The following is a 20,693-nucleotide window of genomic DNA, read 5'->3' as shown; positions in this document are numbered from 1 at the left end:
CGGCTCATCACGCACACCAGACCCGGAGTCCCACCCGGACCCACCCGACACACCAAACGGCTCAGGCGACAGAGGTTCGTCGGACACCGGGGACGCGGACCCACCGGCGCGCACAGAGGGCCACCCCTCCTCATCGGGCCCGTCCGCCTCAGCCGGCCACGGTGTCCCACCGAGACTCGTGTCACCGGACCTCGGCTCGACACCCCGATCCAGGGAGGAATCCGGCGACCACGACTCCTCACCCGCAGGGGCCGTGCCGTCAGCCGACCACGGAGCATCCTCACCCGTGCCCGGAGACCACGGCTCATCACGCACACCAGACCCGGAGTCCCACCCGGACCCACCCGACACACCAAACGGCTCAGGCGACAGAGGTTCGTCGGACCAGGACTCCCCATCGCGCGCGGGGCCGCCGGAGAGCGGCCCGACGCCCCGATCGACGGACGTCTCCGGGGACCACGGCTCAGCGGACCACGGGGTGTCGTCCCGGCCGGTGTCCTCCGGGGCTTCCGGCGGCAGCGGGACCTCCGCGCTCGCGGCGATCCCCGGGTAGCTCGGTTCGTCGTGCGGTTCGGGCTCGCCCGGAATCCGGGTCAGGGGCTCGTAGGCCGAGGCCCCCGCACCGGGGTAGGAGATGGCGCCCGGCGCCGGCGGGCTCGGCTGCGGCGGTCCCCCCAGCGCCTCCGGGTACGGCTCGACCATCGGCGGCCGCGACGTGCTCAGCCCCGCGTAGCCTCCGCTGTCCGGGAAGACCGTGTCTCCGGTCTGCCCGTCCTCCATCGGGTCCTGGTACTCCGACTGCGAGCGGTAGCGGTTCTCGCTCGGCTTGAACCACGAGTCCTCGTCCCGCGAGCCCGAATCCCGTCCGCCCCCGTTATCAGTCACTGTGCGCCTGCTCTCCCGACAGCGCCGAAGCGCTCTCTCCCCATCCACACCGCGATGTGCGGATCGACAACGTGAAACGGCGGCGGCACCACCCCCGAGGGGAGGTGGTGGACCGCCGCCGTCCGTTCAGCCAACCGCTCTTACCGGTTGTACGGCCCGAAGTCGTACTCCTCCAGCGGAACGGCCTCGCCCGATCCCTGTCCGAAGGTGTACTCGCTGGGCTCCTCGTAGCCGGAGACCGAGTACATCGAGGCCTTGGCCTCCTCGGTCGGCTCGACCCGGATGTTGCGGTACTGCGGAATACCGGTACCGGCCGGGATGAGCTTACCGATGATGACGTTCTCCTTGAGGCCGAGCAGCGGATCGCTCTTGCCGTGGATCGCGTTCTCGGTCAGCACCCGGGTGGTCTCCTGGAAGGAGGCCGCCGACAGCCAGGACTCCGTGGCCAGCGAGGCCTTGGTGATGCCCAGCAGCACCGGACGTCCGGCCGCGGGCTGTCCGCCCTCGGACACGACGCGTCGGTTGATCCGCTCGAACTTCGGCCGCTCGACCATCTCACCCGGCAGCAGCTCGGTGTCGCCCGACTCGAGGATGTTCACCCGCTTGAGCATCTGGCGGACGATGATCTCGATGTGCTTGTCGTGGATGGACACACCCTGCGACTTGTACACCTCCTGGACCTCCGACACGAGGTGCTGCTGCACCGCGCGCGGGCCCTGGATGCGGAGCACCTCGTGCGGGTTGATCGCGCCCTGGATCAGCTGCTGGCCGACCGACACGTGGTCGTCGTCGCTGACCAGGAGCTGGGCGCGCATCGGCACCGGGTAGGCGATCTCGTCCGTGCCGTCGTCCGGGATGACGACGATCTTACGGCTCTTCTCCGTGTCGTCGATCCGGATCCGGCCCTCGACCTCGGAGATCGGCGCCACACCCTTGGGGATGCGGGCCTCGAAGAGCTCCTGGACACGGGGCAGACCGTGGGTGATGTCCTGACCGGCCGAACCACCCATGTGGAAGGTCCGCATGGTCAGCTGGGTACCGGGCTCACCGATGGACTGCGCCGCGATGATGCCGATCGCCTCACCGACGTCCACCGGCTTACCGGTCGCCATGGACCGGCCGTAGCAGGTGGAGCACACGCCGATCTTCGCCTCACAGGTCAGCGACGAACGGATCCGCACGCGGGTGATGCCCGCCGCGATCAGCTTGTCGATGTTCTGCTCGGAGGTGTCGGACAGCGCGGGCAGGACGACGTTGCCGTCCGCGTCCACGGCGTCCTCGGCGAGGGTACGGCCGAAACCGGTGTTCTCGACGTTGTGCTTGCGCACGACGGCGCCGGCGGCGCTCTTCTCACCGATCTCGTGCCACAGCGAGCGGTCGGTGCCGCAGTCGACCTCGCGGACGATGACGTCCTGCGCGACGTCCACCAGACGACGGGTCAGGTAACCCGAGTCGGCGGTACGCAGGGCGGTGTCGGCCAGACCCTTGCGCTGACCGTGCGTGGAGATGAAGTACTCCAGGACGGACAGGCCCTCGCGGTAGGAGGACTTGATCGGACGCGGGATCGTCTCACCCTTGGTGTTGGAGACCAGACCGCGGATACCGGCGATCTGACGCACCTGCATCGGGTTACCGCGGGCGCCGGACTGGACCATCATCCACACCGGGTTGTCGGCGGGGAAGTTCTCCTCCATGTTCCGGGCGACCTCGGCGGTGGCCTGGGTCCACACCTCGGTGAGCTCCTGACGGCGCTCGTCGTCGGTGATGAGACCGCGGTCGTACTCGCGCTGGATCTTGTCGGCCTTGCGCTCGTACCCCTCGAGGATCTCCGTCTTGGCCGGAGGCGCGACGACGTCCTCGATGCCGATGGTCAGACCGGACCGGGTGGCCCAGCGGTAACCGGCGTCCTTCAGGGCGTCCAGGGTCGTGGCGACCTGGACCTTGGGGTAGTTCTCGGCCAGGTCGTTGACCAGCGCCGAGACCTGCTTCTTGCCCACCTGGAAGTTGACGTACGGGTAGTCGACCGGGGTGGCCTCGTTGAAGAGGTACCGGCCCAGCGTCGTCTCCAGGGTGTACGGCTCGCCCTGCTGCCAGTTCTCCGGCGGCGTCCAGTCCTTGGGCGCGGGAGCGCCGTCGGCGATCCGCAGGCGGATCTTCGCCTGCAGGTCCAGGTCCCCGATGTCGTAGGCCATGATCGCCTCGGCCGGGGACCGGAACGCCCGCCCCTCGCCCGTGGCGCCGGTCTTCTCCGTCGTCAGGTAGTACAGACCGATGATCATGTCCTGGGTGGGCATGGTCACGGGCTTGCCGTCGGACGGCTTGAGGATGTTGTTGGTGGCCAGCATCAGCAGCCGCGCCTCGGCCTGGGCCTCGGCGGACAGCGGCAGGTGCACGGCCATCTGGTCACCGTCGAAGTCGGCGTTGAACGCCGTGCAGACGAGCGGGTGGATCTGGATGGCCTTGCCCTCGACCAGCTGCGGCTCGAAGGCCTGGATGCCCAGGCGGTGCAGGGTGGGAGCGCGGTTGAGCAGCACCGGGTGTTCGGTGATGACCTCTTCCAGGACGTCCCACACGACCGGGCGGGACCGCTCGACCATGCGCTTGGCGCTCTTGATGTTCTGCGCGTGGTTCAGGTCGACCAGGCGCTTCATCACGAACGGCTTGAACAGCTCCAGGGCCATCTGCTTGGGCAGGCCGCACTGGTGCAGCTTGAGCTGCGGGCCGACGACGATGACCGAACGGCCGGAGTAGTCGACGCGCTTGCCCAGCAGGTTCTGGCGGAAGCGGCCCTGCTTGCCCTTGAGCATGTCGGACAGCGACTTGAGCGGACGGTTGCCCGGCCCGGTGACCGGACGGCCGCGGCGGCCGTTGTCGAACAGGGCGTCGACGGCCTCCTGGAGCATCCGCTTCTCGTTGTTGACGATGATCTCGGGCGCGCCGAGGTCGAGCAGTCGCTTGAGGCGGTTGTTCCGGTTGATCACCCGGCGGTACAGGTCGTTGAGGTCGGAGGTCGCGAAGCGGCCACCGTCCAGCTGCACCATCGGACGCAGGTCCGGCGGGATGACCGGGATGCAGTCGAGCACCATGCCCATGGGGCTGTTGGTGGTGTTGAGGAACGCCGAGACGACCTTGAGCCGCTTGAGGGCGCGGGCCTTCTTCTGGCCCTTGCCGGTGCGGATGGTCTCGCGGAGCTTCTCCGCCTCCTGGTCCAGCTCGAAGTTGGAGAGCCGGTCCTGGATGGCCTGGGCGCCCATGCCGCCGCGGAAGTACTTCCCGAAGCGGTCCCGCATCTCGCGGTAGAGCATCTCGTCGCCCTCGAGGTCCTGGACCTTGAGGTTCTTGAACCGGTTCCAGACCTCGTCGAGGCGGTCGATCTCGCGCTGGGCGCGGTCGCGCAGCTGGCGCATCTCGCGCTCGGCGCCCTCGCGCACCTTGCGGCGCGCGTCGCCCTTGGCGCCCTGCTCCTCCAGCTCGGCCAGGTCGGCCTCGAGCTTGCGGTGGCGCTCCTCGATGGTGGAGTCGCGGCGCTGCTCCAGGTGCTGCTTCTCGACCGAGATCCGCGCCTCCAGGGACTGGAGGTCGCGCTCACGGGCCTCGGTGTCCACCCACGTGACCATGTAGGCGGCGAAGTAGATGATCTTCTCGAGATCCTTCGGCGCCAGGTCCAGCAGGTAGCCCAGGCGGGAGGGCACACCCTTGAAGTACCAGATGTGCGTGACGGGCGCGGCCAGCTCGATGTGGCCCATCCGCTCACGGCGCACCTTGGCGCGGGTCACCTCGACGCCGCAGCGCTCACAGATGATGCCCTTGAAGCGGACGCGCTTGTACTTGCCGCAGTAGCACTCCCAGTCCCGGGTCGGACCGAAGATCTTCTCGCAGAAGAGACCGTCCTTCTCGGGCTTGAGGGTCCGGTAGTTGATGGTTTCGGGCTTCTTGACCTCGCCGTGCGACCACTGGCGGATGTCTTCGGCCGTGGCCAGGCCAATGCGCAGCTCGTCGAAGAAGTTGACGTCGAGCACTTAATTCGTCCCCTGCTCTCGAAGATCGCGGAAGTTAGACCTCTTCGACACTGCTCGGCTCACGCCGACCCAGGTCGATTCCCAGCTCTTCCGCCGCGCGGAAGACGTCCTCGTCGCTGTCCCGCATCTCGATGGACATACCGTCACTGGACAGCACCTCCACGTTCAGACAGAGCGACTGCATCTCCTTGATGAGCACCTTGAAGGACTCAGGGATGCCCGGCTCGGGGATGTTCTCGCCCTTGACGATGGCCTCGTAGACCTTGACCCGGCCCACCACGTCGTCGGACTTGATGGTGAGCAGCTCCTGGAGGGCGTAGGCGGCGCCGTACGCCTCCAGCGCCCACACCTCCATCTCACCGAAGCGCTGACCGCCGAACTGCGCCTTACCGCCCAGCGGCTGCTGGGTGATCATCGAGTACGGGCCGGTGGAGCGCGCGTGGATCTTGTCGTCCACGAGGTGGTGGAGCTTGAGGATGTACTTGTAGCCGACGGAGATCGGCTCGGCGAACGGCTCACCGGTACGGCCGTCGTACAGCCGCGCCTTGCCCTCGTCGTTGATCAGGCGGTGGCCGTCCTCGTTGGGCCGGACCGACGTGATCAGGCCGTTGAGCTCGTCGCCGCGCAGGCCGTCGAAGACCGGGGTGGCCACCTTGGAGTCGGGCTCGGACTCCGAGGCGCCGATCTCGTTCAGCGACTGCTTCCACGGTTCGTCGAGCCCGTCGACCGTCCAGCCGTTCTTGGCCAGCCAGCCCAGGTGGACCTCCAGGACCTGGCCGACGTTCATCCGGCCGGGGACGCCCAGCGGGTTGAGGATGATGTCGACCGGCGTGCCGTCCTCCAGGAAGGGCATGTCCTCCTGGGGCAGGATCTTGGCGATGACGCCCTTGTTGCCGTGGCGGCCGGCGAGCTTGTCGCCGTCGGTGATCTTGCGCTTCTGGGCGACGTAGACGCGGACCATCTCGTTGACGCCCGGGGCGAGCTCGTCGCCGTCCTCGCGGCTGAACACGCGGACGCCGATGACCTTGCCGGTCTCGCCGTGCGGGACCTTGAGGGAGGTGTCGCGGACCTCGCGGGCCTTCTCACCGAAGATGGCGCGCAGCAGGCGCTCCTCCGGGGTCAGCTCGGTCTCGCCCTTGGGGGTCACCTTGCCGACGAGGATGTCGCCGTCGACGACCTCGGCGCCGATCCGGATGATGCCCCGGTCGTCGAGGTCGGCCAGGACCTCCTCGCTGACGTTGGGGATCTCGCGGGTGATCTCCTCCGGGCCCAGCTTGGTGTCACGGGCGTCGACCTCGTGCTCCTCGATGTGGATCGAGGAGAGGACGTCGTCCTGCACCAGGCGCTGGGAGAGGATGATCGCGTCCTCGTAGTTGTGGCCCTCCCAGGACATGTACGCCACGAGCAGGTTTTTGCCCAGCGACATCTCACCCTGGTCGGTGGACGGACCGTCCGCCAGGACCTGGGACTCCTCGACCCGCTGGCCCTCGTGCACGATCGGCCGCTGGTTGAAGCAGGTGCCCTGGTTGGAGCGCTGGAACTTGCCCAGGCGGTAGGTCTTGCGGGTGCCGTCGTCGGCCATCACCGTGACGTAGTCGGCGGTGACGTCCTCGACCACACCGGCCTTCTCCGCGAGGATGACCTCACCGGCGTCGGTGGCGGCGCGGTACTCCATGCCGGTGCCGACGAAGGGGGCCTCGGCGCGCAGCAGCGGCACGGCCTGGCGCTGCATGTTGGAGCCCATGAGCGCGCGGTTGGCGTCGTCGTGCTCCAGGAACGGGATCATGGCGGTGGCGACCGACACCATCTGGCGCGGCGACACGTCCATGTAGTCGACCTCGTCCGAGCGGACCTGCTCGAACTCCTCGCCCTTGCGGCGCACCAGGACGTGGGACTCGGCGAAGGTGCCGTCCGGGTTCATCGGCGTGTTGGCCTGGCCGATGACGTACCGGTCCTCCTCGTCCGCGGTGAGGTAGTCGACCTGGTCGGTGATGCGGCCGTCGACGACGCGGCGGTACGGGGTCTCGACGAACCCGAAGGAGTTGACCCGGCCGTAGGCGGCGAGGGAGCCGATCAGACCGATGTTCGGACCCTCGGGGGTCTCGATCGGGCACATGCGGCCGTAGTGGGAGGCGTGGACGTCACGGACCTCGAAGCCCGCCCGCTCACGGGACAGACCGCCCGGACCCAGGGCCGAGAGGCGGCGCTTGTGGGTCAGACCCGCCAGGGGGTTGGTCTGGTCCATGAACTGGGACAGCTGCGAGGTGCCGAAGAACTCCTTGATGGAGGCCACGACGGGGCGGATGTTGATCAGGGTCTGCGGCGTGATCGCCTCGACGTCCTGGGTGGTCATCCGCTCGCGGACGACGCGCTCCATGCGGGCCAGACCCAGGCGGACCTGGTTCTGGATGAGCTCGCCGACCGTGCGCAGGCGCCGGTTGCCGAAGTGGTCGATGTCGTCGGTCTCGACGGGCCGCGTGCCGACGGCCGTCTCGTGCTCGACCTCACCCGCGTGCAGGCGCACGAGGTAGTCGATGGTGGCGACGATGTCCTCTTCGGTGAGGGTGCCCTGGGTGTAGTCGGTCTCCAGACCGAGCTTCTTGTTGATCTTGTAGCGGCCGACCTTGGCGAGGTCGTAGCGCTTGGGGTTGAAGTAGAGGTTCTCCAACAGCGCCTGGGCCGACTCCTTCGTGGGCGGCTCCCCCGGACGCAGCTTGCGGTAGATGTCCAGCAGCGCGTCGTCGGTGCCCGCGGTCGGGTCCTTCTCCAGCGTGTTGCGGATGGACTCGTACTGGCCGAAGCGCTCGAGGATCTGGTCGGTGGTCCAGCCCAGCGCCTTGAGCAGGACGGTGACGCCCTGCTTGCGCTTGCGGTCGATGCGCACACCGACGAAGTCGCGCTTGTCGACCTCGAACTCGAGCCAGGCGCCGCGGGACGGGATGACCTTGCAGCCGAACAGGTCCTTGTCCGAGCTCTTGTCGACCGACCGGTCGAAGTACACGCCCGGGGAGCGGACCAGCTGGGACACGACGACGCGCTCGGTGCCGTTGATGATGAAGGTGCCCTTGACGGTCATGAGCGGGAAGTCGCCCATGAACACCGTCTGGCTCTTGATCTCACCGGTGTCGTTGTTGATGAACTCCGCCGTGACGAACATCGGGGCGGAGTAGGTCATGTCCTTGTCCTTGCACTCCTCTTCGGAGTACTTGGGCGGCTCGAACCGATGGTCGCGGAACGACAGCGACATCGTGCCCGAGAAGTCCTCGATCGGACTGATCTCCTCGAAGATCTCTTCGAGACCGGACTGCTCCGGAACGTCCTTGCGGCCAGCGTTTCGGGCCGTCTCGACCCGGGTCTTCCACTTCTCGTTGCCCAGCAGCCAGTCGAACGACTCGGTCTGCAGGGCGAGCAGGTTCGGGACCTCGAGCGGTTCCTGAATACGGGCGAACGAAACGCGGTTCGGACCAAGGGCGTTAGCGGAGGCGTTGCGCGAGGCTGCCAACAGGGGTCCTTCCGAAGGCTTGTGGCGGTTGAAGCGCGCACGCCAGACGATCCGTCACGGGAGGACCGCCGCAACACGGTTGAGACGGTCACACGAGCGGGAACGGGCTACCGTGTCCAGACGAAAACGGGATGGCGGAAGCCGTACACCGACACAGGGATCACCAAAGGGCAGCGCAAAAGAGCAGTGTAGCCGAACACCACACCGCTGTCCACTCACGGTCCACGGCGCCACTCACGACACCGGCAGGATCACCCGTGGCGGGCGATCCGTCAAGCCCGGAGGCCGCCTTCGGCGCGGATTCCGACGATGGTCTCCACCGTCGGGACCGTGTTGGGTGGCCCAGCGCGCCCGCCCTGGCCCCAGGGGGATACGAGCCATCGGACACCCGGAAGGGTTCCCCCACCCAGGGCGGGTAAACACTCTCCCCGGGACCCGTCAAGAATCCCGGGACCCGGAGATTATCGCGTCCCGGGGACACTTCGCACACACGGACGCCCCCCGCGAGGTCCACGGCCGCGTCCGCGACCGCCCCAGCTTCGCACACCTCGGCGACCGTCCGGGGTCGGACACGGCGCGAAACCCGGCGAAGGGCACCTTACCTCCACGCCCCGGCCACTCGGCCGCGAACCGGGCCGCCCCCGCTCGCGCGCACCCGCGCCGCCACCGGGCGCCGCCCCCCCGCGGAAACGACGACGCGGCCGTCCCTCCCGGAGGAGGAACGGCCGCGTGGCGCGTACCAGCGGGCCCGTACGGCCCGCGTGGGACTACTTGAGGGTGACGGTGGCGCCGGCGCCCTCGAGGGCGGCCTTGGCCTTGTCGGCGGTCTCCTTGTTGACGCCCTCGAGCAGCGGCTTGGGAGCGTTGTCGACCAGGTCCTTGGCCTCCTTGAGACCCAGGCTCGTAAGGCCGCGGACCTCCTTGATGACCTGGATCTTCTTGTCGCCGGCGGCCTCGAGGACGACGTCGAACTCGTCCTTCTCCTCCTCGGCCTCGGCGGCGGCGCCACCGCCGGTCGGGGCGGCGACGACGGCGGCCGGGGCGGCGGCCTCGACGTCGAACTTGTCCTCGAACAGCTTCACGAACTCGGACAGCTCGAGGAGGGTCATCTCCTCGAACGCGGCAAGCAGGTCCTCGTTGCTGAGCTTCGCCATGATGCGATCTCTCTTTCTCTACGGACACGCGCGTCCGTCGACGCCACGTGCGAGCCATGAGGCGGGTGACGTACGCACCCGCCGGGATCGGGTTGTCTAGGCCGCTTCCTCGGAGCGCTTGTCCGCCAGGGCCTGTGCGAGCCGCACGGCCTTGGTCGGGAGCGCCTGGAAGACGGCGGCGGCCTGGCCCTGCTTGGCCTTGAGCGCACCGGCCATCTTCGAGAGAAGCACCTCGCGGGACTCCAGGTCGGCCAGCTTGGTGACCTCGTCGGCGGTCATCGACTTGCCGTCGATGACGCCGCCCTTGATCACCAGGGGCTCGTTCGCCTTCGCGAAGTCACGCAGGCTCTTGGCGACCTCGACCACGTCACCGCGGATGAAAGCGACGGCGGTGGGGCCCTCGAGCAGGTCCTTGACCTTCTCGTCGACTCCGGCCTCGCTCACGGCGATCTTGGTCAGCGTGTTCTTCACGACGCGGAAACGCGCGTTCTGGCCGAGGCTGCGGCGGAGCTCCTTGAGCCCGGCCACAGTGAGTCCCCGGTATTCCGCCAGCACGGCGCCGTTCGACTCGCGGAGTTCCTCCGTGAGTTCGGCGACCGCGGCGGCCTTGTCCGGCCTCGCCATGGGACTCCTTCCAACAGTGAACGCTGGTTGGTTCCCAAGGACTCACGCGATCGGCGTCTGCACGAGAAAAGGCCCCGAGCGCGAGGCGCACGGGGCACGACCGCGTCCACGGGGCGAGAGAACGCGCCCGGAACGGGAAAGCTCTGGTGACACCTGCGCGGGCGCCCATCGCGAATGGGTCCTTAGGTCACCCGTTCGGGTGACGACCAGCGGTCTTCGGCAAGTACTCATGCTACAGGACGCGGAGGAACGCCTGGGACGGAAGCCGGGGCCCCGACCGCGACGTGAGCGCACTCACAACACGGAACCGTTCCAAAAGGGACGCCGTCCCATCAACAACCGTTGCCTCGTGCCCGATGTGTCATATGCACGTGGCAACATGACCGGTCGGAGACCCGTTCCCTCCGGCCCATCCGTCCCCCATCGAAGAAGGTACCCACCCCTATGAAGACCCGTGTGCCGGCCCTGCTGGCCGCCGGCGCCCTGAGCCTGTCCCTCGCCGCCTGCGGCGGCGAGTCCGCCGAGCCCGAGGAGACGACCGAGGCCGCCGCCGAGGAGAGCGCGACCGAGGGCGGAGGCGTCCTGAGCCTCCTCGCCGACCTGGCCTCGAACACCGAGGAGGTCGACAACTACACGCTCGCCATGGCGATGAGCATGACCGACCCCGAGTTCGGCGAGACGAGCATGGACCTCACCTACGAGGTCATGGACGACCCGCAGGCCGCCCAGGTCACCATCGTCATGCCGGACATCGGCGAGATGATGCTGGAGCTCGCCGAACTCGGCGGTGAGACCACGGACCTGACCGCCGAGGAGCTCGGCACCTCGATCGTCATCGTGCCCGCCGAGGGCGAGGCGCTCGTGTCCAACCACAACGGCAACCTCGAGGTCGACACCGCCTGGGCCCGTGGCGCCTCCGGCATGGACTCCATGCCGACCCCGGAGGACATGTTCGACGTGTCGAGCCTCTCGGACGTCGCGGACGCGATCGCCTCGATCGAGTCCGCCGAGGAGGCCGGGACCGAGGAGATCAGCGGGGTCGAGACCACCCGCGTCGACGGCACGCTCACCCGTGAGCAGATCGACGCCCTCCCGGAGGAGCAGAGCAGCGCCCTCAACGAGCTCATCGGCGGCTCGGTCGAGGGTTCCATGAACACGTCCGTCTGGATCTCCGAGGACGGCTTCCCGATGCGCATGGACTTCAGCGACGACGTCTCCGATGTCTCGATGGTCTTCTCCGCCCTGGGCGAGACCTCCTTCGAGATGCCCGCCGAGGACGAGATCACCGACCTGTAGTCGCTGGCCCTCCGACACGGCGACGGCCCCCGGTCCCTTCGCGGGACCGGGGGCCGTTCTGCTGTTCCGGAGACCGGGCGCTACTAGGCGTCGAGCGGGATGCTCGGGCCCATGGACGTGGTGACCACGGCCTTCTTGATGTAGCGGCCCTTGGCGGCGGACGGCTTGAGGCGGTTCACCTCGTCGATCGCGGCCTGGAAGTTCTCCAGCAGCTTGGCGTCGTCGAAGGACGCCTTGCCGATGATGAAGTGCAGGTTGCCGTGGCGGTCGACACGGAACTCGATCTTGCCGCCCTTGATGTCGGTCACGGCCTTGGCCACGTCCGGGGTGACGGTGCCCGTCTTGGGGTTGGGCATGAGACCACGCGGACCGAGCACGCGGCCGAGGCGGCCGACCTTGCCCATGAGGTCCGGGGTGGCGACGACGGCGTCGAAGTCGAGGAAGCCGTTCTGGACCTCCTGGACGAGGTCGTCGTCACCGACGTGGTCGGCGCCAGCGGCGCGAGCCTGCTCCGCACGCTCACCGGTCGCGAAGACCAGGACCCGAGCGGTCTTACCGGTGCCGTTGGGCAGGTTCACGGTGCCGCGGACCATCTGGTCGGCCTTGCGCGGGTCGACGCCCAGACGCAGGGCGACCTCGACGGTCGCGTCGAACTTGGTGGTGGAGGTCTCCTTGGCGAGCTTCACGGCCTCGGCGGGGCTGTAGAGCTTGTCACGGTTCACCAGCTCGCTGGCTTTGCGGTGGTTCTTGCTGCGCTTCACGCGGTTCTCCTAGGAACGTGTGGTCGGTGGGCCAGCGCCTGGCCCTGCCACTGTCGGTTCTTGACGTCGACACCCCTCGCGGCGCGGGCGGTCGCCCGGCGCCCCGGTGCGAGGGGGCTACTTGACCTCGATGCCCATCGAGCGGGCGGTGCCGGCGACGATCTTGGCCGCGGCCTCGACGTCGTCGGTGTTGAGGTCGGGCAGCTTGGTCTGCGCGATCTCGCGGACCTGGTCGGCGGTGATCGAACCGGCCGTGCTGCGGCCCGGGTCGGTCGCGGCCTTGTCCAGACCGGCGGCCTTCAGGATCAGCCCGGACGCCGGGGGCGTCTTGGTGACGAAGGTGAAGGAACGGTCCTCGTAGATGGAGATCTCCACGGGGATCACGTTGCCGCGCTGGGCCTCCGTAGCAGCGTTGTACTGCTTGCAGAAGTCCATGATGTTGACGCCGTGCGGACCGAGGGCGGTACCGACGGGCGGCGCCGGGGTGGCCTGACCGGCGGGAAGCTGCACCTTGACGAGTGCGGCCAGTTTCTTCTTCGGAGGCATGTCGGGTCCTTTGCCTGATATGCGGTGTGTGCTGGTCCCCTGGCCCTCCTGACGGCGCCGCGCGGTCGCGTGGACCGCACCGGGCGCCGCTGCCGGGGAGGGCGCGTCCCCGGGCACGGGGACGGCGGCCCGCCGGGACCGGGCGGGCCGGGGCGCCCCGCGCGGGGCGGAGCGCACGAGCGGGTCCGCCCGGAGGCGGACCCACCAAGTCTACGTCGGTCCGGTCACTGCCCGGACGGGTCAGATCTTGGCGACCTGGTTGAAGGACAGCTCGACCGGGGTCTCGCGGCCGAAGATCGACACGAGCACCTTGAGCTTCTGGGTGTCGGGGTTGATCTCGCTCACCGTGGCGGGCAGGGTCGCGAACGGCCCCTCCATGACGGTGACGGACTCGCCGACCTCGTAGGCGACGTCGGAACGGGCCTCGCCGACACCGGCGGCGGCCTTGGCCTTGCGCTCCTCCTCCGGCTCCTCCTCCGGCTCGGGCGCCAGGAGCTTGGCGACCTCGGTGAGGCTGAGCGGGGCGGGCTTGTTGGACAGGCCCACGAAGCCGGTCACGCCCGGGGTGTTGCGGATGGCCGACCAGGACTCGTCGGTCAGGTCCATGCGCACGAGCACGTAGCCGGGCAGGACCTTCTCGGTGACCTGCTGGCGCTTGCCGCTCTTGACCTCGGTGACCTCGTGTTCGGGCACCTCGACCTGGAAGATGTACTCCTCCATGTTGAGCGACTGGGTGCGGCTCTCGACGTTGGCCTTGACCCGCTTCTCGTACCCGGCGTAGGTGTGCACGACGTACCAGTCGCCGGGGAGCAGCATCAGCTCGGCGCGGAACTCCTCGACGGGGTCGAGTCGGGGGAGCTCGGGCTCCTGCCCGGCCTCCTCGTCCTCGTCACCGGCCTGCTCGTCCGCCTCGTCGGCCGGCTCCCGGCCCTCGGCCTCGGGCTGCTCGGCCGCGTCCTCGGACAGCTCGCCCGCCGGGCCGGTCTCTTCCTCCGACGGCTGACCCGGCTCCTCTTCGGGGAAGTCGTCAGGGGTCAGTGGGGACTCGGACACGGCTGCTCTTTCTCTCGTCGGATGCGCTACTGCGGGCCGACGCGCGCCGGACAGCGGTCGACGTCGAACCCCGTCCTGCCAGCTTACGGTCTCGGCGTGCGGGATGGGACCAGGCACGGGTGGACGGCGACGGCGAGCGGTGTCACATCCGGACCGCCGTCGTGCCCGCGCGGGCCCGTGTCCTGGGACGGTTAGTCGCCCCTGCTGCGCATGATGCCCATGGCACCGAGGATGACCGCGAGACCGCCGGTGGCGATGCTGGTCCACAGCGGCAGGGCCTGGAACTCGCCCTCCAGGCTGAACCCGGCGTAGAGCCACGTGGTGAGCGCGGCGAAGACGAAGTCGAGGAGCGAGACGTAGCTGAGGACGAGGACGACGAACACCAGGACGACGATGGTGTAGGTGACCAGTTCGCGGCGCGTGGGCCAGCGAACCTTGCGGAGCTCTCCGACGACCTGCTTGGTGAAGGTCACAGGACCGGTACGACGCTTGGGCTCCCTGTCGGGCTTGGCGTCGGCGTCAGTCTGGGTCACCTGGGGTCCTTAGGGTCGCGGGCTGCTGGTCATCCCCGTAGTTCCGTAACGCCCCGCGTGGTGCGGCGGCCGAAACGACCGCCACACCGCGCGTTCGTGCAGGGCAGGAGGGACTCGAACCCCCAACCGCCGGTTTTGGAGACCGGTGCTCTACCAATTGAGCCACTGCCCTTGGACGGAAACTGCGTCCCCACCATAGCCGGTCCGCACCGGGTCCGCACCCCATGCCGGGGAGCGCCACCCGTCGACCGGTCGGCTCGCATGAGTGTAAGGCCTGCGCGCTGTCGAGACCAAACCGCTTTCCCCGGGCGCCCCCGCCGCACCGCCCCCGCGACCGCCCCGTCCCCACCCCCGGCACCCTGGTCGAGGGCACATGACACCATGGGGGGCATGACTGAGCGACCGCGAGTCTCTGCACGTATCAGCGCTATCTCCGAGTCGGCCACCCTCGCCGTCGACGCGAAGGCCAAGGCCATGAAGGCGGAGGGGCGTCCCGTCATCGGCTTCGGGGCCGGAGAGCCGGACTTCCCGACCCCCGACTACATCGTCGATGCCGCTGTCGAGGCGGCCCGCGAGCCGCGTTTCCACCGTTACACCCCGGCCGGCGGCCTCCCCGAGCTGAAGAAGGCCATCGCCGAGAAGACCGCCCGCGACTCGGGCTACCAGGTCGAGCCCTCCCAGATCCTGGTGACCAACGGCGGCAAGCAGGCCATCTACGAGGCCTTCGCCGCGATGCTCGACCCGGGCGACGAGGTCATCGTCGTGGCCCCGTACTGGACCACCTACCCCGAGTCGATCAAGCTCGCGGGCGGCGTCCCGGTGTACGTCACCACCGACGAGACCACCGGCTACCTGGCCAGCGTCGAGCAGCTCGAGGCCGCGCGCACCGAGCGCACCAAGGTCCTGGTGTTCGTCTCCCCGAACAACCCGACCGGCGCCATCTACCCGCGCGAGCAGGTCCGCGCGATCGGCCAGTGGGCCCTGGAGAAGGGCCTGTGGGTGCTGACCGACGAGATCTACCAGCACCTGGTCTACGGTGACGCCGAGTTCTCCTCGATCCCCGTCGAGGTGCCGGAGCTGGCCGACCGCACCGTGATCGTCAGCGGCGTGGCCAAGACCTACGCCATGACCGGATGGCGCGTGGGGTGGATCATCGGCCCCAAGGACGTGGTCAAGGCCGCGGGCAACCTCCAGTCGCACGCCACCTCCAACGTCGCCAACGTGTCGCAGGCCGCCGCGCTGGCCGCCGTCTCCGGCGACCTGTCCGCCGTGGACGCGATGCGCGCGTCCTTCGACCGCCGCCGCAAGACCATCGTCCGGATGCTCAACGAGATCGACGGCGTGCTCTGCCCGGAGCCGCAGGGCGCCTTCTACGCCTACCCGTCCGTCAAGGGCGTCCTGGGCAAGGAGATCCGCGGCAGGCGGCCCGGCACCTCCGCCGAGCTGGCCGAACTCATCCTGGAGGAGGCCGAGGTCGCGGTCGTGCCCGGCGAGGCCTTCGGCACCCCCGGCTACGTCCGGATGTCCTACGCGCTCGGCGACGAGGACCTCGTCGAGGGCGTCAGCCGCGTCCAGAAGCTGCTGGCCGAGGCCAAGTAGCCCGGATCGCCGATCCGTCCGAGCGAGCGCGCCCCCGACCACCGTCGGGGGCGCGCTCGCGTTCGGCCGCCGTTTCCCGGTCGGTCTCCCGGTCCCGGTACCACGCGTGCGCGGCGTGCGGCAGGCTTGGGTCATGGAGACACCGACCAGCGCCCGCCGGTTGGACCGGCTGCCCAAGGCGCACCTGCACCTGCACTTCACCGGCTCGATGCGCCACTCGACCCTCGTGGAACTCGCCGAGGACCACGGCATCCACCTCCCCCAGGCCCTGGTCCAGGAGTGGCCGCCCCGCCTCCGCGCCACGGACGAACGCGGCTGGTTCCGGTTCCAGCGCCTCTACGACATCGCCCGCTCGGTGTTGCGCAGACCCGAGGACGTGTACCGGCTGCTGCGCGAGGCCGCCGAGGACGAGCGCGCGGCGGGGTCGGGCTGGCTGGAGATCCAGGTGGACCCGAGCGGGTACGCGGCCCTGTTCGACGGTCTGACCGCCACCCTGGAGCTGATCCTGGACGCCGCCCGCGCCGCCGAGCGGGAGACCGGGGTCCCGATCGGCCTGATGGTGGCCGCCAACCGGACGCGACACCCGATGGACGCCAGGGCCCTGGCACGGCTGGCGCGGCAGTACGCGGGCCGGGGTGTGGTCTCCTTCGGCCTGAACAACGACGAGCGGCGGGGTCGGGCACGCGAGTTCGAGGCGGCCTTCCGGATCGCCCGGCGCGCGGGACTGCTGTCGGCGCCGCACGGCGGCGAACTCCTGGGACCCCGCAGTGTCCGGGAGTGCCTGGACGACCTCGACGCCGACCGGGTGGGCCACGGCGTGCGCGCGGTGGAGGACCCGCACCTGGTGGAGCGGATCGCCACCCAGGGCGTGACGCTGGAGATCTGCCCGACCTCGAACGTCGGGCTGGGGGTGTTCGAACAGCTGGAGCACCTGCCGCTGCGCAGGCTCTTCGACTCGGGGGTGCAGATCGCGCTCGGCACCGACGACCCGCTGCTGTTCGGTCCCCGCCTGGTCGAGCAGTACCGGATCGCGCGGGAGGTGTTCGGGTTCTCGGACCCGGAGCTGGCCGAGCTGGCGCGGATGTCGGTGCGCGGTTCGGGAGCCCCGGAGGCGGTGCGCAAGGAGCTGCTGTCGGGGATCGACGCCTGGTTGGCGACGCCGCCGGAGGGCGGCGGCTCCTGAGGACGGCGTCCGGCGTGGGGCGGCTCAGCCCAGGAGCAGCCAGGCGCCCTGGCCGGTCATGACCGCGCCCGCGACGAAGAACAGGACCGCGGCGCCCACGCGCACGGCCCGTTCGGGGAGCTTCTTGCCGAGGACGGCGCCGAGCACGATGGCGACGGCGTCGGCCGCGACCATGCCGACGGTGGAACCGATCCACACGGCCAGCCAGTGGTACTGGGTGCCCACGGTGATGGTGGCGAGCATGGTCTTGTCCCCCAGTTCGGCGGTGAGGAAGACCACGAAGACGGTGAGCAGACCGGAGCGGATGCGCCGGGACGCGGCGCGTTCCTCGTCCCTGGCCGTCATCTCGTCCCCGCGCAGGGTCCAGAACCCGAAGAGGACGAAGGCGAGACCCGCGATGAAGGTCAGCCAGTCGGTGGGGACGCTGGCGCCCAGGACCTCGGCGAGCAGGACGCTGCCCGCGTGCACGATGGCCGTGGCCGCGGTGATCCCGAGGATGACCGTGAGGGCGCGGTAGCGGGTCGCCAGGGACATCGCCACCAATTGGGTCTTGTCCCCCATCTCGGCGACGAGAATGGCGACGGTGCTGACCGCCAAGCCCGTGAGAAATGCCGTCACTCGTCCTCCTCCGACCGCGGGTTTCGGGCAGAAGGAGGGTGCGGACGCCCCTTCAACCCGGCTGTCTCCTACCGGGTCAAAGGTCTCGTCCGCCCTGTGCGGCGCCTGTTCGGCACCTGTCGTGACGGGCTCGCGCGACCGGGCCGCCGGGCGGCCAGTGTGTCGATCGCACGCATTGGGGACTACTCCCCTTCGACACCCACGACTTTAGCAAAACAAAGGGAAATAGCAATTCATCTGTTCGGCGAATTTGTTTATCAGGACCCCTGAAAAAACAAGTTGGCCGCGCCCAACTCAAGAATTGGGCACGGCCGTCGAAAGACTGGGGCTTCCCTTACAGAGTCACGCCGACCATGACGGGCTCGTTGACCAGGCGCACGCCGAACGCGGCCTCGACCCCGGAGCGCACCTCGCGGGCCAGGTCGAGCAGGTCGCGCGTGGTCGCGCCGCCCGGGTTGGTCAACGCCAGCGTGTGCTTGCCGGAGATCCGGGCGGGACCGGCCCCGTAGCCCTTGGTGAACCCGGCCCGGTCGATCAGCCAGGCGGCGGAGAGCTTGACGTTGCCGTCCCCGTCCGGGTGGCCGGGCACCTCGACGTCCTTCCCCAGGCGTGCCGCGACGCGCTCGCGAACGGCCGTGAACTCCTCCGCGGTCACCACGGGGTTGGTGAAGAACGATCCGGCGCTGCGCGTGTCGGGGTCGTCGGGGTCCAGCACCATGCCCTTGCCCGCGCGCAGCTCCAGGACGGTCTCCCGGGCCTTCTCCAGCGGCACCCGCTCGCCCGCCTCGACGCCCAGGGCCCTGGCCACCTCCGCGTAGCGGATCGGGCGGCTCAGCTCGGAGCGGCGCAGCTCGAAGACGACCTCGCACACCACGTACCGGTCGTCGCCCTTGAACACGCTGTCGCGGTAGGTGAATCCGCACTCGGCGTTGGTCATGGTCCGGCGCTCGCCGGTGTGCCGGTCGTGCACGCGGACCTCGACCACGGTCTGGCTGACGTCCTGCCCGTAGGCGCCGACGTTCTGGATGGGGGTGGAGCCCACCCGGCCGGGGATCCCCGAGAGGAACTCGACGCCGCTGAGCCCCTCGGCGACCGTGCGCTCCACCAGCGGGTCCCACTCGACGCCGGCCTCGGCGCGCAGGAGGACGAGGGTCTCCCCGGTCTCCGGGTCGCGACCCGCCTCGGTGAGGGTGACGCCGCGCGTGTCGACGTGCACCACGGTTCCCGCGAAGCCGTCGTCGGCGACGACCAGGTTGCTCCCGCCGCCCAGGATCAGGAGCGGTTCGCCGTCCCGGTCGGCCGTGGTGACCGCGTCCACCAGCGTCTCGGTGGTGCTGGCGACGAGGAACGTCTTGGCCGGGCCGCCCAGGCCGAGCGTGGTGTGGTCGGAGAGCGGGGCTCCGGAGAGTGTGGACACGGGTTCTCCCTCACTGGGTACTGCTGCCGCGGCGCGGTCGCGGGGACCGGCGCGGGCCCGGCGGTCAGGCCAGGCGGACGACGGCGGTGGACTTGGCCAGGACCTTGGCGCCGCCGGAACGCGCGGTCAGGAGCACGTTGACGGTGCCGTCGTCGTTCTTGGCCCTGACCTTCCCGCCGACGGTGATCTCGGCGCCCTCCTCGTCGTCGGGGACCACCACGGGCGCGGAGAAGCGCACGGAGTAGTCGACGACGCAGCCGGGGTCCCCGGTCCAGTCGGTGAGCACGCGGGCCGCCTCGGCCATGGTGAACATGCCGTGGGCGATCACGTCGGGCAGGCCGACGGACTTGGCGAAGCGCTCGTTCCAGTGGATGGGGTTGAAGTCGCCCGAGGCGCCCGCGTAGCGGACCAGGTCCAGGCGGCGGACGCGGAAGGTCTGCTCGGGGAGTTCGGCGCCGACCTCGACGTCGGCGTGGCGCAGGCTCACGTTCGCGTTCCTCACGTTGTGCTGGTCGGAAGGGTCACTCGCCGCGGACGACGAGCATCATGCCCGCCGTGACGACGTGTTCGCCGTCGGCCTCGGCCACGGTCTCCAGGGTGAGCATGCCGTTGCCGCCGAGGGTCTTGACGTCGGTGATCCGGGTGACGGCGGTCAGGACGTCGCCGGCGCGCAGGGGGCGGCTGTAGTGGAAGCTCTGGTCGCCGTGCACGACGCGCGAGAAGTCCACCCCCAGATCGGGGTCGGCGACGGCGATCGCGGACCCGGCCATGCCCAGGATGACGGGGAAGGTGGGCGGTGCGATCACGTCGGGGTACCCGGCGGCCTTGGCCGCCTCGGGGTCGACGTAGACCGGGTTGGGGTCGTTGATCGCCTCGGCGAACTCGCGGATCTTGCCGCGGGTCACCTCGTAGGGTTCCGGCGCCGGGTACTCCCGGCCGACGTACTCGGCGTTGATCGCCACGGTCTCCCTCTCCTGGTCCTCCGGCCCGGTGCGGTTCCGGACACGCGAACAGCCCGGCGAGCGGTTCGCTCGCCGGGCTGGAAGTCTAAGTCGAACGGAGCCACCGCTCACACGCCCCCGTGGGTGGGCGACGGCACGCGGCGGGACTCAGCGAGTCTCGCGGTGCTCGTTGTGCTTGCGGCAGTTCGGGCAGAACTTCTTGATCGCGAGACGGTCGGGGGTGTTCCGACGGTTCTTGCGCGTGATGTAGTTCCGGTGATTGCACTCCTGGCAGGCCAGGGTGATCTTCGGCCTCACGTCTGTGGCAGCCACTTCGGAGTGCCTTTCTCGCTGGAGACGGTACTGGCATGCAGTGAACACTGCAAAGGGCCCGCGACGACCCCTGAGTTAGGGCCTCAGGGGTCAGCGGGTTGGTAGCGGAGGCCGGACTTGAACCGACGACACAGCGATTATGAGCCGCTTGCTCTACCGACTGAGCTACTCCGCCCCGATCGGCGGGGACGGCCGTCGACGACCGTTCCCGGTTCCAGGCCGGTAGTCA

The 20,693-nt window shown here is 69.2% G+C and carries 16 protein-coding genes and 2 tRNA genes; 3 read left to right on the top strand and 15 right to left on the bottom strand.

The window, feature by feature from the left end; genetic code table 11:
- Positions 1-1,025: 1,025 nt before the first annotated feature.
- From AB0I72_RS10335 to rplJ, 4 genes are all read right to left on the bottom strand, one after another.
- Positions 1,026-4,904, bottom strand: coding sequence for a DNA-directed RNA polymerase subunit beta' (locus tag AB0I72_RS10335; RefSeq protein ID WP_358565272.1), 3,879 nt, complete (start codon positions 4,902-4,904; stop codon positions 1,026-1,028).
- A gap of 34 nt (positions 4,905-4,938) precedes the next feature.
- A complete protein-coding gene (gene rpoB, locus AB0I72_RS10330; RefSeq protein ID WP_358565269.1) occupies positions 4,939-8,406 on the bottom strand; it encodes a DNA-directed RNA polymerase subunit beta in 3,468 nt (1,155 codons plus the stop codon).
- A gap of 767 nt (positions 8,407-9,173) precedes the next feature.
- On the bottom strand, positions 9,174-9,560 hold the full coding sequence (rplL, locus tag AB0I72_RS10325) for a 50S ribosomal protein L7/L12 (protein WP_358565266.1): 387 nt from the start codon (positions 9,558-9,560) through the stop codon (positions 9,174-9,176).
- A 96-nt stretch (positions 9,561-9,656) separates the two neighbouring features.
- Positions 9,657-10,184 (bottom strand): 50S ribosomal protein L10, encoded by a 528-nt coding sequence (rplJ, locus tag AB0I72_RS10320; protein WP_358565263.1) that lies wholly within the window; start codon positions 10,182-10,184, stop codon positions 9,657-9,659.
- Between the two features lie 444 nt (positions 10,185-10,628).
- Here rplJ and AB0I72_RS10315 point away from each other — a divergent pair, with 444 nt between their 5' ends.
- Complete coding sequence (locus AB0I72_RS10315) at positions 10,629-11,480, top strand: hypothetical protein (protein ID WP_358565260.1); 852 nt, start codon at positions 10,629-10,631, stop codon at positions 11,478-11,480.
- Positions 11,481-11,563: 83 nt separating this feature from the next.
- On the opposite strand, the gene rplA is transcribed toward AB0I72_RS10315, so the two are convergent.
- From rplA to AB0I72_RS10290, 5 genes are all read right to left on the bottom strand, one after another.
- The gene (rplA, locus tag AB0I72_RS10310; protein ID WP_358565257.1) at positions 11,564-12,241 is read right to left on the bottom strand and encodes a 50S ribosomal protein L1; all 678 of its coding nucleotides are present in this window, start codon (positions 12,239-12,241) and stop codon (positions 11,564-11,566) included.
- A gap of 117 nt (positions 12,242-12,358) precedes the next feature.
- Entirely contained in the window at positions 12,359-12,787 is a 429-nt protein-coding gene (gene rplK, locus AB0I72_RS10305) for a 50S ribosomal protein L11 (protein ID WP_075928313.1), read from the bottom strand.
- 240 nt (positions 12,788-13,027) lie between these two features.
- Positions 13,028-13,840, bottom strand: a complete 813-nt coding sequence (gene nusG, locus AB0I72_RS10300) for a transcription termination/antitermination protein NusG (RefSeq protein ID WP_358565254.1) — start codon at positions 13,838-13,840, stop codon at positions 13,028-13,030.
- A 191-nt stretch (positions 13,841-14,031) separates the two neighbouring features.
- Positions 14,032-14,373 (bottom strand): preprotein translocase subunit SecE, encoded by a 342-nt coding sequence (gene secE, locus AB0I72_RS10295; protein ID WP_358565251.1) that lies wholly within the window; start codon positions 14,371-14,373, stop codon positions 14,032-14,034.
- A 99-nt stretch (positions 14,374-14,472) separates the two neighbouring features.
- Positions 14,473-14,545, bottom strand: a tRNA-Trp gene (locus AB0I72_RS10290).
- A gap of 218 nt (positions 14,546-14,763) precedes the next feature.
- On the opposite strand from AB0I72_RS10290, the gene AB0I72_RS10285 reads away from it, so the two are divergent.
- Together AB0I72_RS10285 and AB0I72_RS10280 are read left to right on the top strand one after the other, a co-directional pair.
- Complete coding sequence (locus tag AB0I72_RS10285; RefSeq protein WP_358565248.1) at positions 14,764-15,972, top strand: pyridoxal phosphate-dependent aminotransferase; 1,209 nt, start codon at positions 14,764-14,766, stop codon at positions 15,970-15,972.
- A 133-nt stretch (positions 15,973-16,105) separates the two neighbouring features.
- Positions 16,106-17,155, top strand: a complete 1,050-nt coding sequence (locus AB0I72_RS10280) for an adenosine deaminase (protein ID WP_358565245.1) — start codon at positions 16,106-16,108, stop codon at positions 17,153-17,155.
- A gap of 24 nt (positions 17,156-17,179) precedes the next feature.
- On the opposite strand, the gene AB0I72_RS10275 is transcribed toward AB0I72_RS10280, so the two are convergent.
- The 6 genes from AB0I72_RS10275 to AB0I72_RS10250 form a co-directional block, all read right to left on the bottom strand.
- Entirely contained in the window at positions 17,180-17,773 is a 594-nt protein-coding gene (locus AB0I72_RS10275) for a TMEM165/GDT1 family protein (RefSeq protein WP_358565242.1), read from the bottom strand.
- A 334-nt stretch (positions 17,774-18,107) separates the two neighbouring features.
- Positions 18,108-19,190, bottom strand: a complete 1,083-nt coding sequence (locus AB0I72_RS10270; protein WP_358565240.1) for a UDP-N-acetylmuramate dehydrogenase — start codon at positions 19,188-19,190, stop codon at positions 18,108-18,110.
- Positions 19,191-19,254: 64 nt separating this feature from the next.
- A complete protein-coding gene (locus AB0I72_RS10265) occupies positions 19,255-19,677 on the bottom strand; it encodes a MaoC family dehydratase (protein WP_358565237.1) in 423 nt (140 codons plus the stop codon).
- A 34-nt stretch (positions 19,678-19,711) separates the two neighbouring features.
- Positions 19,712-20,152 carry a MaoC family dehydratase N-terminal domain-containing protein gene (locus tag AB0I72_RS10260; protein WP_358565234.1) on the bottom strand — a complete coding sequence of 147 codons (441 nt, stop codon included), beginning with the start codon at positions 20,150-20,152 and terminating at the stop codon, positions 19,712-19,714.
- A gap of 147 nt (positions 20,153-20,299) precedes the next feature.
- On the bottom strand, positions 20,300-20,464 hold the full coding sequence (gene rpmG, locus AB0I72_RS10255; RefSeq protein ID WP_013156089.1) for a 50S ribosomal protein L33: 165 nt from the start codon (positions 20,462-20,464) through the stop codon (positions 20,300-20,302).
- Positions 20,465-20,563: 99 nt separating this feature from the next.
- Positions 20,564-20,639: transfer RNA gene (locus AB0I72_RS10250), tRNA-Met, on the bottom strand.
- Positions 20,640-20,693: the final 54 nt, after the last annotated feature.

Source organism: Nocardiopsis sp. NPDC049922 (genome assembly GCF_040660275.1).
GTDB lineage: Bacteria > Actinomycetota > Actinomycetes > Streptosporangiales > Streptosporangiaceae > Nocardiopsis.
The sequence above is the reverse complement of the archived record's forward strand: the minus strand, read 5'-3'. Positions and strand labels throughout refer to the sequence as shown.